Below are 15,783 nucleotides of genomic sequence, written 5' to 3'. Positions count from 1 at the left end.
CATTTGTTCGAGAAGCCACCATGCAACCCGCCGCCGACTCCGCCGACCTGCTCAGTGAACGTGCGCTGAGCAAGCTCAAATGGCGCTGCCGGCGCGGACTGCTCGAGAACGACCTGTTCATCGCCCGCTTCTTCGAGCGGCACGAATTCCGCATGACCGTGGGTCAAGCGGGAGCGATGGAGACACTGATGGACCTGTCGGACAACGACCTCCTTGACCTCCTTCTGCGCAGGAAGGAGCCCGAGCCCGCATGGGCCGGGGCCGAGGTGGTCGCATTGCTGCAGCTGATGCGTACCGACGGCGCGCAGCGTCCCGCAATCTCTCCTTCGTCCTGAATCCACCTCTGAAAGTAAACCGAAATGAAAGCATCCGATACCAAGGCCACGCTGTCGTTCAGCAACGGCGGCGACAGCGTCGAACTGCCGATCTACAAGGGCACCGTGGGCCCCGACGTGATCGACATCCGCAAGCTGTACGCACAGACCGGCATGTTCACCTACGACCCGGGCTTCATGTCGACCGCCGCCTGCCAGTCGGCCATCACGTACATCGATGGCGACAAGGGCGAGCTGCTGTACCGCGGCTACCCCATCGAGCAGCTCGCGACCAACTGCGACTTCATGGAGACCTGCCACCTGCTGCTGTACGGTGAACTGCCGGACACGGCCAAGAAGGCCAACTTCACCAAGCTCGTGACCAACCACACGATGGTGAACGAGCAGATGCAGTTCTTCCTGCGCGGCTTCCGCCGCGACGCGCATCCGATGGCCATCATGACCGGCCTGGTGGGCGCCCTGTCGGCCTTCTATCACGACAGCACGGACATCAACAATCCCGAGCACCGCGAGATCGCCGCGATCCGCCTGATCGCGAAGATGCCCACGCTCGTGGCAATGGCCTACAAGTACACGATCGGCCAGCCGTACATGTACCCGAAGAACGACCTGAGCTACGCCGGCAACTTCCTGCACATGATGTTCGCCACGCCGTGCGAAGAGTACAAGGTGAACCCGGTGCTCGAGCGCGCGCTCGACCGCATCTTCATCCTGCACGCAGACCACGAGCAGAACGCCTCGACCTCGACGGTGCGCCTGTGCGGCTCGTCGGGCACGAACCCCTTCGCGGCCATCGCGGCCGGCGTGGCCTGCCTCTGGGGCCCCGCCCACGGCGGCGCCAACGAAGCGGCGCTGAACATGCTCTACGACATCCAGAAGGAAGGTGGCGTGGAGAAGATCGGCGAGTTCATCAAGAAGGTCAAGGACAAGAACTCGAACGTCAAGCTGATGGGCTTCGGCCACCGCGTGTACAAGAACTACGACCCGCGCGCCAAGCTGATGCAGGAAACCTGCAACGAAGTGCTGACCGAGCTGGGCCTGGAACAAGACCCGCTGTTCAAGCTCGCCAAGGAACTGGAAAAGATCGCCCTGGAAGACGAGTACTTCGTGTCGCGCAAGCTGTACCCGAACGTCGACTTCTACTCGGGTATCGTGCAGCGCGCCATCGGCATCCCGGTGCCGCTGTTCACCGCGATCTTCGCGCTGGCCCGCACGGTCGGCTGGATCGCCCAGCTGAACGAAATGATCGGCGACCCCGAGTACAAGATCGGCCGCCCGCGCCAGCTGTTCGAAGGTTCGCCGAAGCGCGACGTGAAGCCGATCACGGCTCGCTGAGCTTCCGTCGAATCTCGATGATCAGAAAAGCTGCCTTCGGGCAGCTTTTTTTTGGCCTGTAAATTGCGATCTCTTTGGGCTCAAGAAGGAGAAGGCGAATGTCAGTTTTTCAACGCGTGACCTGGTTTGGCGCGAAGGCGGCATTCATTGCCTTCGCGACAACGCTGCTGTTCGGCTGCGCTACCGACGCTCCCGGCGCAAAGCCGCCGCAGCAGATTGCAGTGAAGGTTCTCATCATCAGCATGTTCAAGCCCGAGGCACAGGTGTGGTTCGAGCCGCTGAAGCTGACCCGGGAGATCAAGGTGCCCGGCCTGTCCGCCGAGGATCCGTTGGTCCGGTGCAACGCCGATTCGGTGTGCCAGGTCACCACCGGCATGGGCCACACCAATGCGGCGGCTTCCATCACGGCACTGGTGTTCAGCGGGAAGTTCGACCTCTCGAAGACTTACTTCCTGGTGGCCGGCATCGCGGGCGTCGACCCGAATGTCTCGACCATCGGTTCTGCCACCTGGGCCCGGTTCCTGGTCGACTTCGGCATCGCGCACGAGATAGATGCGCGTGAAATGCCGTCGACCTGGCGCTCTGGCTACTTCGGCATCGGCGCCAAGGATCCGGACTCGAAGCCCAAGTTCGAATACCGGACCGAAGTCTTCCGCCTCGACGAGAAGCTGCTGCAGAAGGCCCTGAAGCTCTCGGCCAATGCGCCGCTGGCCGACAACGACAAGGCACGCGCCTACCGCGCCAGGTATTCGCAGCCAACCGCGAAGGCCCGCCCGTCGGTCCTGCAATGCGACACCGCGGCCGGCGACACCTACTGGCACGGCAGGTTCCTGGGCGAAACCGCCACGCGCTGGGTTTCGCTCGTGACCGACGGGCAGGGCAAGTACTGCACCACCCAGCAGGAAGACAACGCCACCTACGAGGCATTGAAGCGAGGCGCCAGCGCGGGGCTGCTCGACCTGCAGCGCGTGGCGGTTCTTCGCACGGCCTCCAATTTCGATCGGCCCTACCAGGGGCAGACCGCTTACGCCTCGTTGAATGCCGAGTCGGGCGGGTTCCCCATCGCTACCGGCAATCTCCTGATCGCAGGACGCCCTCTGGTGGACGCGATCGTGGGCAACTGGTCCGCCTGGAGCGCGGGGGTTCCCGCGGACTGATCCGCTCCGGGCTCAGCCTTTCACCACTTCACCCGCACGCCGATCGACCCGTTGATCGAGCTTTTGACCTTGGCGTCGCCACCGCTGGCCCAGAGCTTGCCGATTTCGCCGTAGAGGCTTGTCGTCTGGCCCAGCGCCAGCGTGAAGCCACCTGCCAGCTCGGTGCTTGTGCCGCCCGTCGGCGCCGAGATATCGGTCGTCGTCGCCCCGTTCACGAAGCGCGCGATGTCCGCGCCGCTCGATGTCCTGTAGACATTGAAGCGGCCGTACGGCTGAAGCGCGCCGATGCCCGTGTCGATCTGGCCCTTGACCCGCACGCCCGCACGGGCGATCCAGCCGCTGTCGGCCTGCGGCTGCGCGATGGCGCCGACGATGGCGGAGTTGTTCAGATCCATGTGCTGGTGAATCAGTTGCAACTGCGGCTCGACGCTCCAGCCACTGCCGCCCAACGCAAAGGCCTGGCCCACCTCGATCGAGCCCAGCAGGCTGTTGCTCTTGCCGCCGACACCCGGGCTCAGGAATGGCTCGACCGTGTAGCGGTGACGGCCCGACTGCACCACCGCATCGGCGTAGAAGCCGCTGTCGCTGGTGTAGGTGCCGTACACGCCCAGGTACTGGCTGCGCAGGTCGTTGCGGCCCACGGCCAGGTTCTGGATGCCACTGGCGAAGCCGTTCACGCGGGCATCGCCGTCGAGCTGGCCGACGTAGAGGCCTGCTCGCCAGTTCGGCATGACCAGCAGGTCGGTGCCGGCCTGGAAGCCGGTGAGACGCCCTTTGCTGGATGGCGAGACGGCACCGCCCTGCTGAATGTCGATGTCGGTGGAGAGCACGCGGGCCCAGGCGCGGCGATCAGAACCGGTCGGGGTGGTCGCGGTGCCCTTGACGTCGTCATCTCCCACGCGCTTGCGCAGGTCGCCCAGCATCGCGAGGTTGCCCTGTCGCAGCGGGCCCGCCAGCGCGGCGTAGAGCGAGGCTTCCGCGCGGTAGGTGACCACGGGCGCAGAGGGCGTGGGCGCACCTGGCGACGCAGCGGTGCTCGAACGCAGGAACCAGTTCTCGCCTGCGCCATTGGCATCAGCGGCGTACAAGCGGTACTCGTAGGCGCCGGCATCCACGTGGCCATTGGCCAGCGAGAACGCATCCTTGGTCGTCTGGGCAGTGGTCGTCGCGCCGTTCTGCGCGGTGATCACCTCGATGCCGTTGCCGCTGGTGAGCGCACCCAGGCCGCCAAGGTTGGTGATCTGCACCGTGGTCTTGCCGCTGGCCACCGCAGTTGCGCCGTTGAGCACCAGACGATCCGACGGCCCCGTGCCGTTGAGCGCGGTGCCGAGCCTGAGCACGCCGTTGTTGCCGACGTACGCGCCCGTCACCGTCAGCGTGGTGCCTGCGGTCGCACCCACCAGCGAGACGGTGCCGCTGTTGGCTAGCGAGGCCACGCTCTGATTGAAGCCCGCCAGATCGAGCGTCGCGCCCGAAGCCACGCTGTGCGCCGAAGCCGCGCTGAAGGTGTTGGCGGCGCCCGCCTTGAGCGTGCCCTGCGCGACATTGGTGGCGCCGGTGTAGTTGTTGGCGCCCGACAGCGTCAGCGTGCCCGTGCCTTCCTTCGTGATGAAGCCGCCGCCGCTGATCGCGCCGCTCAGGGTCGCGTTGAATACGCCGGTGTCGATGACCGGATCGTTGTTGCCCGTGAGCTGGATCGCGTTGGCGATCGTCAGCCCGTCGGCGCTGAAGCCCAGCGTGGTGTCGTCGTCCATCGACAGCGTGCCGGTGCCCAGCGCCAGGTTGTTGCCGAGGTTCAGGCGCCCCTGGCGCAGCGCGGTGCCGCCGGTGTAGGTGCTGGCGCCCGAGAGCGTCAGCGTACCGGTGCCTTGCTTGACGAGGCCGCCGCCGCTGCCGGTCAGGCTGCCACCGAAGGTTTGCGATGTGTTGTCGGTCAGGGTGAGGGTGTTGGCACCCAGCGCCACCAGACTGCCCGCCACGCCCGACAGGTGCGCCACCGACTGGCTGCTGCCGGTCGACAGGTCGAACACCGCGCTGCCCCCCGTCAGCGATACCCCGGTCGCCCCGGCCAGGGTGCCCGCGCCGGCCAATTTCAGCGTGCCGTTGCTGATGGTCGTCTCGCCCGTGTAGCTGTTCGCGTTCGTCAGCGTCAGGGTGCCGGTACCCGTCTTCGTCAGGCCGCCGGTACCGCTGATGCCGCTTGCCAGCGTCACGTCGTTGCCGTTGGTGTCGAACGTACCGCCGCTTGCACCCAGCGCATTCAATCGGCCGGAAATGTCCGTCGTGTTTGCCGCGGCCCATTGCAGGCCGCCGCCGTTCAGGGTGATGCGGCCGGTGCCGAGGTTGCCACCGTTGCTGAAGTTGATCAGGCCGGCGTTGACGATCGTGGCACCCGAGTAGGTGTTCGCCCCGGTCAGGAAGGTGATGCCGCTGGCGTTCTGCACGACCGCGCCAGTGCCGGCGATGGCCGTGGCAAATGTGTAGGTGGCATCGGACTGGTTGAAGTTGATCGTGCCCGCATTGGTGATGCTACCGACCAGCCCGGTGACGGTGCCGGCGGTCGTGCCGTTGGCCGTGGCATTGCCGATGTTGAGCGTGCCGTTTCCATTGATGGTGAAAGCGGCGCCGGTCAGGTTCAGCGTGCTGCCATCACCCAGGTTGAAGACACCCGCGCCACCCGCCCCGCCGTTGCCGGAGCAGCCGCAGTTGCCGCCCGTGCCACCCAGGCCGCCGATGTACAGCTGGGTGCCGACCGTGATGGTCGCCCCGCCGGTGGCAGTGAGCATTCCACTGCCGCCCGTGCCGCCATTGCCGCCCCGTGTGAAGGGGGCTCCCCCCGAACCGCCACCGCCACCGGCACCGCCGATCAGCAGCGTGTTGGTGACGTTCAGGGCCGTGCCGTTGAGATTGAGTACCCCTGCACCTCCGTCGCCTCCATTCATGCCGCCCAGGTTGGCGCCGTCCCCGCCGCCGGCGCCGCCCCCGATGCCGACGTAGTCGTAGATCGGCAGAAGGCTGCTGCCGCTGGCCGGGCTGGGGAGCGTCTGCGTCGGAGCGGGAACACCACCCGCACCACCAGCGCCTGGAAGGTAGAAGTCTGCCCCGCCACCGCCGCCGCTGATGCTGCCGTTGCCACCGTCACCGCCGCCCGTGCCGCCGGTGCCTATGAGGAGCACGTCGGCCGCGTGCGCTAGCGGCGCGGCCAGGCCCAGCGACACCGCGAACATCGCGCTCGCCGCAGCGCGACGCCGTGCGCGGCGCTTCCCGCCCGCGCCTGCTCCTTTGACGGCCGACACGGCCAGTTCAGATACAGCCTGCCAGACGCCCAGACTCCCGTTCCAGACGACCCTGAAAGTGCGATTCATCCTGTTGATCCCGTTCTGTTTTGTCGGATCCGGCTACGTGGTCGCAGCCGCGTTTCACGGAACGCCAGTCGAGGCACTTGCTCGCGACGGAGCGATGCCGGGCATCCGGGAGACTTAAAGGAGCCAATGTAAAATTTGCAACAGGACGATTCAATTACCCGAAAGAGTAGTCATGAACACCGACCCGATCCTGTTGCAGGAAATCGTGCGCCTCTACGAGGCCGAACCTGACCTGCTGACGCTGCCGCGGCTTCTCTTCGAGGGTGTGGTCCGCCTGACGGACTCCGACGTGGTCGGCTGGACAGAGGTCCACCATCGCAGCGGCGAGCTGCGCGCGCTGCTGTCGGTCGAAGACGACCCGGATCGGCGCCAGGCGGCGTTCCAGGCCTACGCACGTCATGCGGGCAGCCACCCTTTCTGGCAGAAGGATCCAGCCTTTTACGGCGAGCGCGCGGTGCGCGAATCGGATGTCTTCACCGATGAGGAATTCATGGCGCTCCCCATGGCTCGCGATGTCTTCCTGCCATCGGGCGCCCACCGCATCATGGGCGTCCTGATTCAGCACGGCGAATACGCGTTGGATCTGAGCGCGCATCGGGTCATCGGGCGACCGGCATACAGCGATGCGCAGCGCGACCGGCTCCAGATCTACCGAGGGCACGTGCTGCGCGTATACCGCCAGGCGCAGCAGCGTACCGTCGACAACCTCCCCCCAGCCGACCGTCTTCGCTACGCCTTTCCGGAGTTGACGCAGCGTCAGGTCGAGGTTGCCGTGTGGATTGCCCAAGGCAACTCGAACGAGGCCATCGCCAGTGCCATGAACGTCACTCTGGATACCGTCAAGGCGCATTTGAAGGCGATCTTCAGCAAGATCGGCACCGACAGCCGGCTCGCCCTGGCCAAGCTTGTCCACACCGTGCCTCCGTTCTCGCAGATGCCGCCGCTGTGGAAGCTGCCGATGGGAACGTGGAAAACGCAAACCAGACCTGGGTGACGCGCACGGCGAAGCCGTGCAGCCGCGGGGCATCCCGTCGCCACCCGGCAACGATGCCATCGTGCATCGCGATGGATACGGGGCGAAAACAAGGGGAAAATGACAATCTCATCGCAAAGCGCGATGACTCCCCACAGCCCCATGAGCACATCCGAACGCAACTTCGCCCGCCGCATCGACCTCACGTCGCTGCAGCTGTTCGTTGCCGTGTGCGAACTGGGCAGCATCGGCCGCGCTGCCGAGCGCGAGTTCATCGCGGCCTCGGCCATCAGCAAGCGGCTGTCCGACCTCGAGGCCACGCTCGGCACCACCCTGCTCTACCGCCACGCGCGTGGCGTCGACCTCACGCCCGCTGGCGAAAGCCTGCTGCATCACGCCCGCTCGGTGCTCTACAGCCTGGAGAAGATGCAGGGCGAGCTCAGCGAATACGCCGACGGCGTGCGCGGCCACGTGCGGGTGCACGCCAACATCTCGGCGATCGTGCAGTTCCTGCCCGAAGACCTGGGCGTGTTCACGCGCGCCCACGAGGCCATAAAGATCGACCTTGAAGAACACTTGAGCAGCGAAGTGATCCGCGCGGTGCAGGAAGGCGCGGCCGACCTCGGCGTGTGCCACGTGGCCGGCGGCGCGGGTGAGTTGCAAAGCCTCTCGTACCGGCACGACCGCCTCGCGCTCATCGTGCCCACGGGGCATGCGCTGGCGGCGCAGGGCGCTATCGACTTCGTGGATTCGCTCGACTTCGACCACGTCGGCCTGCACACCAACAGCTCGATCTACGTCGCGATGCACGAGGCCGCGCTCGACGCCGGCCGCAGCATCAAGCTGCGTATCCACGTGACGGGCCTCGACGCCATGTGCCGGATGATCGAGAACGGCCTGGGCATCGGCGTGATGCCGCAGCGCGCCTTCGAGCTCATGCAGAACGGCATCGGCCGCGGCCTCGTGAGCGTGGCGCTCAACGACGCCTGGGCGGCACGCGAGATCCGGCTGGTGGCGCGCGACTTCTCCACCCTGCCGGTGGCGGCGCGCTCGCTGGTGAATCACCTGCACGCGGCTGCGGACGCCGCAGAACAGATCGCGGCCTGAACCTCGAATTCACGGCCGCAACGACAGACAATCCATTTCCCCACGAAAGACAAGAGACCGACATGGCACGCACGCTCTACGACAAGATCTGGGACGAACACGTCGTCCACACCGAGGAAGACGGCACCGCGATCCTCTACATCGACCGCCACCTAGTGCATGAAGTGACCAGCCCTCAGGCCTTCGAAGGCCTGCGCGAAGCCGGCCGCAAGCTGTGGCGCATCAGCTCGGTCGTGGCCACCGCCGACCACAACACGCCAACCACGGGCTGGGAGCGCGGCTACGAAGGCATTGCCGATCCGACCAGCAAGGAACAGGTCACCACGCTCGACCACAACATCGCCGAATTCGGCGCAGCCGCGTTCTTCCCGTTCCTGAGCAAGCGCCAGGGCATCGTGCACGTGATCGGCCCCGAGTCGGGCGCGACGCTGCCGGGCATGACTGTCGTCTGCGGCGACTCGCACACCTCCACGCACGGCGCGTTCGGCGCGCTGGCGCACGGCATCGGCACCAGCGAGGTCGAGCACGTGATGGCCACGCAGACGCTGCTTGGCAAGAAGGCGAAGAACATGCTCGTGAAGGTCGAGGGCAAGCTGCCGCTCGGCTGCACCGCCAAGGACATCGTGCTGGCCATCATCGGCAAGATCGGCACGGCCGGCGGCACGGGCTACACCATCGAGTTCGCTGGCTCGGCCATTCGCGACCTGAGCATGGAAGGCCGCATGACGGTCTGCAACATGGCCATCGAGGCCGGCGCGCGCGCCGGGCTGGTGGCGGTCGACGAGAAGACCATCAGCTACGTGAAGGGCCGTCCGCTCGCGCCCACCGGCGTGGAGTGGGACCAGGCCGTGACCTACTGGCGCACGCTGCAGTCCGACCCTGGCGCGACCTTCGACGCCGTGGTCGAGCTCGACGCCGCGCAGATCCAGCCGCAGGTGACCTGGGGCACCTCGCCCGAGATGGTGGTCGATATCAACGGCCGCGTGCCTGATCCCGACAAGGAAAAAGATGCGAACAAGCGCGGCGCCATCGAGCGCGCGCTGGTCTACATGGGCCTGGAGCCGAACAAGGCCATGAACGACATCTTCATCGACAAGGTGTTCATCGGCTCTTGCACCAACAGCCGCATCGAAGACATGCGCGAAGCCGCCGCCGTGGTGAAGAAGCTCGGCCAGAAGGTCGCGAAGAACGTGAAGCTCGCGATGGTCGTGCCCGGCTCGGGCGTGGTGAAGGAACAGGCCGAGCGCGAAGGGCTCGACCTGATCTTCAAGGCTGCAGGCTTCGAATGGCGCGAGCCCGGGTGCTCGATGTGCCTCGCAATGAACGCCGACCGGCTCGAGCCCGGCGAGCGCTGCGCATCCACCAGCAACCGCAACTTCGAAGGCCGCCAGGGCGCCGGCGGCCGCACCCACCTCGTGAGCCCCGCGATGGCTGCCGCTGCTGCCGTGCACGGCCACTTCGTCGACGTGCGCACCTTCGCCTGATCTGGAGACAACACATGCAGAAATTCACCGTGCACAAGGGCCTCGTGGCCCCGATGGACCGCGAGAACGTCGACACCGACGCGATCATTCCGAAGCAGTTCCTGAAGTCGATCAAGAAGACCGGCTTTGGCGTGAACCTGTTCGACGAATGGCGCTACCTTGACGCAGGCTTTCCGGGCCAGGACCCGGCCAGCCGCAAGCCCAACCCCGACTTCGTGCTGAACCAGCCGCGCTACGCCGGCGCCTCGGTGCTGCTGGCGCGCAGGAACTTCGGCTGCGGCTCGTCGCGCGAGCATGCGCCGTGGGCGCTCGACCAGTACGGCTTTCGCGCGATCATCGCGCCGAGCTACGCCGACATCTTCTTCAACAACAGCTTCAAGAACGGCCTGCTGCCAATCGTGCTGCCCGAAGCGCAGGTGGCCCAGTTGTTCGACGAGACCTTCGCGTTCCCGGGCTACCAGCTGACCATCGACCTGGAGCGCCAGGTGGTCGTGAAGCCCGATGGGCAGGAGTTCGCGTTCGACGTGCAGGCCTTCCGCAAGTACTGCCTGATCAACGGGCTGGACGACATCGGCCTCACGCTGCGCCACAAGGACAAGATCAAGGCCTTCGAGGCCGAGCGCCTGGCGCAGAAGCCGTGGCTCGCGCACACGATGATCTCCTGATCGCGCGCATTTCCGTTTTCAAAAAACCTCAGACCAATTTATGAAAATCGCAGTTCTCCCGGGTGACGGCATCGGCACCGAAATCGTGGCGGAAGCCGTCAAGGTGCTCGACGTGCTCGACCTGAAGTTCGAGATGGAGTCGGCGCTGGTCGGCGGCGCGGCCTACGAGGCGCACGGCCACCCGCTGCCTGAATCGACGCTCAAGCTGGCGAAGGAATCGGACGCAGTGCTGTTCGGCGCCGTCGGCGACTGGAAGTACGACAAGCTCGACCGCCCGCTGCGGCCGGAGCAGGCCATCCTGGGGCTGCGCAAGAACCTCGGCCTGTTCGCGAACTTCCGTCCCGCCATCTGCTACGAGCAGCTGGTGGATGCATCGAGCTTGAAGCCCGAGCTGATCGCGGGCCTGGACATCCTGATCATTCGCGAACTGACCGGCGACATCTACTTCGGCCAGCCGCGCGGCCGCCGCATCGCGACGGACGGGCACTTCCCGGGCGCCGAAGAGGCGTTCGACACGATGCGCTATTCGCGCCCCGAGGTCGAGCGCATCGCGCGCGTGGCCTTCGAGGCCGCCCGCAAGCGCAGCAAGCGCGTGACCAGCGTCGACAAGAACAACGTGCTGGAAACCTCGCAGCTGTGGAAAGACGTGATGCTCGACATCGCGAAGGAATATCCGGACGTCGAACTCGACCACATGCTGGTCGACAACGCGGCCATGCAGCTCGTGAAGGCGCCCAAGAAATTCGACGTGGTGGTCACCGGCAACATGTTCGGCGACATCCTCTCGGACGAGGCCGCGATGCTCACCGGCTCCATCGGCATGCTGCCCTCGGCGTCGCTCAATTCGAGCAACCAGGGCCTGTACGAGCCCAGCCACGGGAGCGCCCCCGACATTGCCGGCAAAGGGGTTGCCAATCCTTTGGCTACAATCCTGTCCGCTGCCATGATGCTCCGCTTCTCACTCAACCAAGCCGAAGCTGCCGACCGTATCGAGTCGGCGGTCAAGGACGTGCTCGCCTCCGGGCTGCGCACGGGCGACATCTGGTCAGAAGGTACGAAGCGCGTCGGCACCCGCGAAATGGGCGACGCGGTCGTTGCAGCAATCACCAAAAAGACGATTACCGGCTAACCGCAGCCCGCTTCGTCACGCCCCTCCCCGGCTCGACGAGTCGGGGGCAAGAAAAGACAACTTTTTCTTTTTTCATAAGGGCAAACTGAAATGGCGAACGCATCTCAACCTCTGGTCGGCCTCGTGGGCTGGCGCGGCATGGTCGGCTCGGTCCTGATGGACCGCATGCAGGCCGAAGGCGACTTCGGTCTCATCGAGCCGGTCTTCTTCTCGACCTCCAACGCCGGCGGCAAGGCCCCGGCGATGGCCAAGAACGAAACCGCGCTGAAGGATGCGAACGACATCGAGGCACTGAAGAAGTGCGACATCGTCATCACCTGCCAGGGCGGCGACTACACCAGCGAGGTGTTCCCCAAGCTGCGCGCCGCCGGCTGGAACGGCCACTGGATCGACGCCGCCTCCACCCTGCGCATGCAGGACGACGCAATCATCGTGCTCGACCCGGTCAACCTGCCGGTCATCGAGAACGCGCTCGCCAAGGGCGGCAAGAACTGGATCGGCGGCAACTGCACCGTGAGCTGCATGCTCATGGGCGTGGGCGCCCTCTACAAGGCAGGCCTGGTCGAGTGGATGACCAGCATGACCTACCAGGCAGCCTCGGGCGGCGGCGCGCAGCACATGCGCGAGCTGCTGACCCAGTTCGGCACCCTTAACGCCGAAGTGCGCGCCCTGCTGGACGACCCGAAGTCGGCCATCCTCGAAATCGACCGCAAGGTGCTGCACAAGCAGCAGACCCTCAGCGCCGCTGAAACGGCCAACTTCGGCGCGCCGCTGGGCGGCTCGCTGATCCCCTGGATCGACAAGGACCTGGGCGACGGCATGTCCAAGGAAGAGTGGAAGGGCGGCGCCGAGACCAACAAGATCCTCGGCCAGGGCCCGGGCTTCAGCACCGCTGCCACGCCGGTCGACGGTTTCTGCGTTCGCATCGGCGCGATGCGCTGCCACAGCCAGGCCCTGACCTTCAAGCTCAAGAAGGACGTGCCGGTCGCCGACATCGAAGCGATGATCGCCGCCGACAACCCCTGGGCGAAGGTCGTGCCGAACACGCGCGAAGCCACCCTGAAGGATCTGACGCCGGTGGCCGTGACGGGCACCATGGACATTCCTGTCGGCCGCATCCGCAAGCTGGCGATGGGCCCGGAATACGTTGGTGCCTTCACCATCGGTGACCAGCTGCTGTGGGGCGCCGCGGAACCGCTGCGCCGCATGCTGCGTATCCTGCTCGAAGCCTGATGCGGGCTGCTCAGGGCCTTTTGAAACATGAATTGTTGCTTTACGGCAACATCGAATGTGTGCGTAAGTATGCGCGCACTGGGTAGAACAAGCGCATTGCCTTGTCAGTGCCCGGTGATGGTGCTAACGTCCTCTTACAAATTCTGGGCCTGAGCCGCCCCCTATCAGCATGACAAGACATCTGTTGCCTGCGGCCAGCCCATCGGCCGCTCGCCCGCCTCTGCCATCGAATGGCTGGCGCCTTTCCATCCTTGGCGCGGCGGCAGCCGTGGCCCTGGGCATCGTCAGCACCGACGCCAGCGCATTCGCGCTGGGTCAGCTGAAGGTGCAATCGGCGCTGGGCGAACCCTTGCGCGCCGAGATCGACGTGACCGAAATCGCCGCCAACGAGGCGGACGGTCTGAAGATCAACATCGCCACGGCCGAAGCCTTCAAGAGCGCGGGCGTTCCGTACAACTCGGCACTGAGCGACGTCAAGGCGACGCTTCAGCGCCGCGCCGGCGGCCAATACGTGGTGCGCTTGAGCGGTAACCGCCCGTTGAACGACCCGTTCATCGACCTGTTGCTCGAGGCCAACGGTTCGTCGGGCCGCATCGTGCGCGACTACACCGTGCTGCTCGATCCGCCGGCCACGCGCCAGGCGGCGGCACCGGCCACGCCCATTTCGCCCCAGATCGCCACGCCGACCGAACGCGTTGCCCCGGCAGCCCGTGCTCGCCGCGAGCGCCCTCCGGTGGTGCCGGCTGCGCCTTCGGCAGCCCCCTCTGCACCTGCGGCAGCTGCACCGGCGCCTGCGCCCGCTGCGGCAGCACCCGCCCCTGTCACCGCAGCCGCTCCGGCGGTTCGCAGCGGTGGCGGCGAACAAGTCACCGTTCAGCGCGGCGACACCGCCAGCAAGATCGCCGGCGCCCACAAGCCAGCCGACGTGTCGCTGGACCAGATGCTGGTGGCGCTGCTGCTCTCCAATCCCGATGCATTCGTCGGCGGCAACGTCAACCGCATGCGCGCCGGCGCGGTGCTCGATCTGCCAAGCGGTGCCGAGGCGGCCGCCATTCTGCCGGACGAAGCCCGCCGCACGGTCACGGCACAGAGCCGCGACTTCGGCGCCTACCGCCAGCGCCTGGCCGACAACGCGCCGACCTCGAACGTGGCCGCCGCCAGCCGCAAGGCATCGGGCAAGCTGCAAGCCAACGTCGAAGACCGCAATGCAGCGGCCAGTGCCCCCGACAAGCTCACGATCTCGCAAGGCAACGCGGCCACCCGCGCCGCCGACGAGAAGGTCGCGCAGACCCGTCAGGCACAAGACAACAACAACCGCGTCGCGGAACTGTCGAAGAACATCAACGAGCTGAACAAGCTCAAGGCTGCAACGGGCACCGGTTCGTCGGCACCTGCTGCTGCCGCTGCACCGGCAGCACCGTCGACGCCGGGCATCCCGGTTCCGGCACCGACCACCAGTGCCACGACCGCCCCCCCGGTCGCAAGCCCTGCTCCGGCACCTGCCGCTGCACCAGTCCCGGCTCCCGCCCCCGTTGCGGCAGCCGCGCCAGCCGCTCCTGCAGCAGCAGCACCGAGCCCCGCGCCCACGCCCGAGGCAACGGCTGCAGCCCCTGCCGCTGCACCGGCTCCGACGGCCGAGGCCGCAGCCGCTGCCGCGCCAGCTGCAACCGACGCCGGTGCCGCTCCCGCAACTGCGGCAGCCAGCGCCGCAGTGGCCGCCGCTGCACCGAAGCCAGCCGTGAAGAAGCCCGCTCCGCCACCCCCGCCGGAGCCCACCTTCCTCGAAGAACTGCTGGACAACCCGCTGATGCTGGCCGGCGCGGCGCTGATCGCGCTGCTGATCGGCTTCTTGCTGTACCGCGTGCTGGGCCGTCGGCGCGAGGAAATGAGCGAAAGCGTGTTCCTCGAAAGCCGCATCCCGAAGGACTCGTTCTTCGGCGCCAGCGGCGGTGAATCAGTCGACACCAAGCATCGCGGCGACTCCACCGTCTCGTCGCTGTCGTACTCGCCGAGCCAGCTCGACGCGGGCGACGTGGACCCCGTGGCCGAAGCCGACGTGTACCTGGCCTACGGCCGCGACCTGCAGGCCGAGGAAATCCTGCGTGAAGCGCTGCGCCTGAACCCGGACCGCACCGCCATCCACCTGAAGCTGCTCGAAATCCACGCCAAGCGCCGCGATGTGCGCGCCTACGAAGGCCTGGCTACCGAAGTGCACAAGCTGACCGGCGGCCTCGGCTCCGACTGGACCCGCGTGGTCGACATGGGCAAGGATCTCGATCCGGGCAACCCGCTGTACGAATCGGGCGCTCCCCGCAGCGGTGGCGGCGCCAGCGCTGCCGAGACGGCTGCTTTTGCAGGCGCCCTCGCCTCGGCCGCCAAGCCGGCAGCAGTTCCGCCTCCCGCAGCACCGCCAGTGGCCGTTGCACCGCCCGCCTTCGTGCCCTCGGTGGCACCGCTGGACTTCGACCTCGACCTGACCACGCCGCCGGCACCCGCCCCTGCGCCGGTCCAGCACGCACCGGTCGGCGCCAGCCTGCCGAAGTCGGTCTACGCGCCCGCTCCGACGACAGCACGCCCCGCGCCGCCCCTGTCGAACGGCCACGCCGCAACGCCTGTCGATCTCGAGAACGACTTCGACACCGCCCCCGGCGCGCTGTCGGCAGACACGCTCCCCAGCTCGCTGAGCGATGCGGAACACAACACCCGCCCCGCCGCGCTGCGCAATGCGCTGCCGGCCGACTCGGGTTTCATCGAGTTCGACATGAGCGCGCTGGCAGGCCTGCCGGCTGCCCGCTCGGCCGAAACTGCAAGGCCTGCGGCTACCGCGCCTGACGACGAAGGCGATGACAGCCCGCACGCCGTCAAGCTGTCGCTCGCTCGCGAACTGCAAGCCATCGGCGACGTCGAAGGCGCCCGTTCGCTGGTCGAGGAAGTCGAAGCCGAAAGCGCCGGCGACCTCAAGTCGCAAGCCCGTCAACTGCTCGCAGAACTGCGCTGAGC

The 15,783-nt window shown here is 66.5% G+C and carries 11 protein-coding genes; 10 read left to right on the top strand and 1 reads right to left on the bottom strand.

Features of this window, described 5'->3' with window-relative positions; translation table 11 throughout:
* Positions 1–20: 20 nt before the first annotated feature.
* The 3 genes from ACN9MV_RS08465 to ACN9MV_RS08455 all read left to right on the top strand — a co-directional run bounded on the left by ACN9MV_RS08465 (position 21) and on the right by ACN9MV_RS08455 (position 2,827).
* Positions 21–335 carry a succinate dehydrogenase assembly factor 2 gene (locus tag ACN9MV_RS08465; RefSeq protein WP_093049525.1) on the top strand — a complete coding sequence of 105 codons (315 nt, stop codon included), beginning with the start codon at positions 21–23 and terminating at the stop codon, positions 333–335.
* 24 nt (positions 336–359) lie between these two features.
* Positions 360–1,670, top strand: coding sequence for a citrate synthase (gene gltA, locus ACN9MV_RS08460; protein WP_093049522.1), 1,311 nt, complete (start codon positions 360–362; stop codon positions 1,668–1,670).
* Positions 1,671–1,768: 98 nt separating this feature from the next.
* Positions 1,769–2,827 (top strand): purine-nucleoside phosphorylase, encoded by a 1,059-nt coding sequence (locus tag ACN9MV_RS08455; RefSeq protein WP_426391825.1) that lies wholly within the window; start codon positions 1,769–1,771, stop codon positions 2,825–2,827.
* Positions 2,828–2,847: 20 nt separating this feature from the next.
* Here ACN9MV_RS08455 and ACN9MV_RS08450 read toward each other — a convergent pair whose 3' ends face one another.
* On the bottom strand, positions 2,848–6,192 hold the full coding sequence (locus ACN9MV_RS08450; RefSeq protein ID WP_426391824.1) for an autotransporter outer membrane beta-barrel domain-containing protein: 3,345 nt from the start codon (positions 6,190–6,192) through the stop codon (positions 2,848–2,850).
* Between the two features lie 172 nt (positions 6,193–6,364).
* Here ACN9MV_RS08450 and ACN9MV_RS08445 point away from each other — a divergent pair, with 172 nt between their 5' ends.
* The 7 genes from ACN9MV_RS08445 (at position 6,365) to ACN9MV_RS08415 (ending at position 15,781) form a co-directional block, all read left to right on the top strand.
* Positions 6,365–7,186, top strand: coding sequence for a helix-turn-helix transcriptional regulator (locus tag ACN9MV_RS08445; protein WP_097199789.1), 822 nt, complete (start codon positions 6,365–6,367; stop codon positions 7,184–7,186).
* A 141-nt stretch (positions 7,187–7,327) separates the two neighbouring features.
* Positions 7,328–8,272, top strand: a complete 945-nt coding sequence (locus ACN9MV_RS08440) for a LysR substrate-binding domain-containing protein (RefSeq protein WP_093172142.1) — start codon at positions 7,328–7,330, stop codon at positions 8,270–8,272.
* 62 nt (positions 8,273–8,334) lie between these two features.
* Positions 8,335–9,756 carry a 3-isopropylmalate dehydratase large subunit gene (leuC, locus tag ACN9MV_RS08435; RefSeq protein ID WP_093049506.1) on the top strand — a complete coding sequence of 474 codons (1,422 nt, stop codon included), beginning with the start codon at positions 8,335–8,337 and terminating at the stop codon, positions 9,754–9,756.
* Positions 9,757–9,770: 14 nt separating this feature from the next.
* Positions 9,771–10,421 carry a 3-isopropylmalate dehydratase small subunit gene (gene leuD / locus ACN9MV_RS08430; protein ID WP_093075564.1) on the top strand — a complete coding sequence of 217 codons (651 nt, stop codon included), beginning with the start codon at positions 9,771–9,773 and terminating at the stop codon, positions 10,419–10,421.
* A 40-nt stretch (positions 10,422–10,461) separates the two neighbouring features.
* The gene (gene leuB / locus ACN9MV_RS08425) at positions 10,462–11,550 is read left to right on the top strand and encodes a 3-isopropylmalate dehydrogenase (RefSeq protein WP_426391823.1); all 1,089 of its coding nucleotides are present in this window, start codon (positions 10,462–10,464) and stop codon (positions 11,548–11,550) included.
* Between the two features lie 90 nt (positions 11,551–11,640).
* Complete coding sequence (asd, locus tag ACN9MV_RS08420; RefSeq protein ID WP_093049497.1) at positions 11,641–12,783, top strand: aspartate-semialdehyde dehydrogenase; 1,143 nt, start codon at positions 11,641–11,643, stop codon at positions 12,781–12,783.
* Positions 12,784–12,952: 169 nt separating this feature from the next.
* Complete coding sequence (locus ACN9MV_RS08415) at positions 12,953–15,781, top strand: FimV/HubP family polar landmark protein (RefSeq protein WP_426391822.1); 2,829 nt, start codon at positions 12,953–12,955, stop codon at positions 15,779–15,781.
* The last annotated feature ends 2 nt before the right edge of the window (positions 15,782–15,783 follow it).

Source organism: Variovorax sp. R-27 (assembly GCF_049913215.1).
Taxonomy (GTDB): domain Bacteria; phylum Pseudomonadota; class Gammaproteobacteria; order Burkholderiales; family Burkholderiaceae_C; genus Variovorax.
The sequence above is the reverse complement of the archived record's forward strand: the minus strand, read 5'-3'. Positions and strand labels throughout refer to the sequence as shown.

What these genes read in the sequence shown, in the direction of transcription:
- ACN9MV_RS08465 (WP_093049525.1), top strand. Translation starts at nt 21, where the DNA reads ATGCAACCCGCCGCCGACTCCGCCGACCTGCTCAGTGAACGTGCGCTG.
- gltA (WP_093049522.1), top strand. Translation starts at nt 360, where the DNA reads ATGAAAGCATCCGATACCAAGGCCACGCTGTCGTTCAGCAACGGCGGC.
- ACN9MV_RS08455 (WP_426391825.1), top strand. Translation starts at nt 1,769, where the DNA reads ATGTCAGTTTTTCAACGCGTGACCTGGTTTGGCGCGAAGGCGGCATTC.
- ACN9MV_RS08450 (WP_426391824.1), bottom strand. Translation starts at nt 6,192, where the DNA reads ATGAATCGCACTTTCAGGGTCGTCTGGAACGGGAGTCTGGGCGTCTGG.
- ACN9MV_RS08445 (WP_097199789.1), top strand. Translation starts at nt 6,365, where the DNA reads ATGAACACCGACCCGATCCTGTTGCAGGAAATCGTGCGCCTCTACGAG.
- ACN9MV_RS08440 (WP_093172142.1), top strand. Translation starts at nt 7,328, where the DNA reads ATGAGCACATCCGAACGCAACTTCGCCCGCCGCATCGACCTCACGTCG.
- leuC (WP_093049506.1), top strand. Translation starts at nt 8,335, where the DNA reads ATGGCACGCACGCTCTACGACAAGATCTGGGACGAACACGTCGTCCAC.
- leuD (WP_093075564.1), top strand. Translation starts at nt 9,771, where the DNA reads ATGCAGAAATTCACCGTGCACAAGGGCCTCGTGGCCCCGATGGACCGC.
- leuB (WP_426391823.1), top strand. Translation starts at nt 10,462, where the DNA reads ATGAAAATCGCAGTTCTCCCGGGTGACGGCATCGGCACCGAAATCGTG.
- asd (WP_093049497.1), top strand. Translation starts at nt 11,641, where the DNA reads ATGGCGAACGCATCTCAACCTCTGGTCGGCCTCGTGGGCTGGCGCGGC.
- ACN9MV_RS08415 (WP_426391822.1), top strand. Translation starts at nt 12,953, where the DNA reads ATGACAAGACATCTGTTGCCTGCGGCCAGCCCATCGGCCGCTCGCCCG.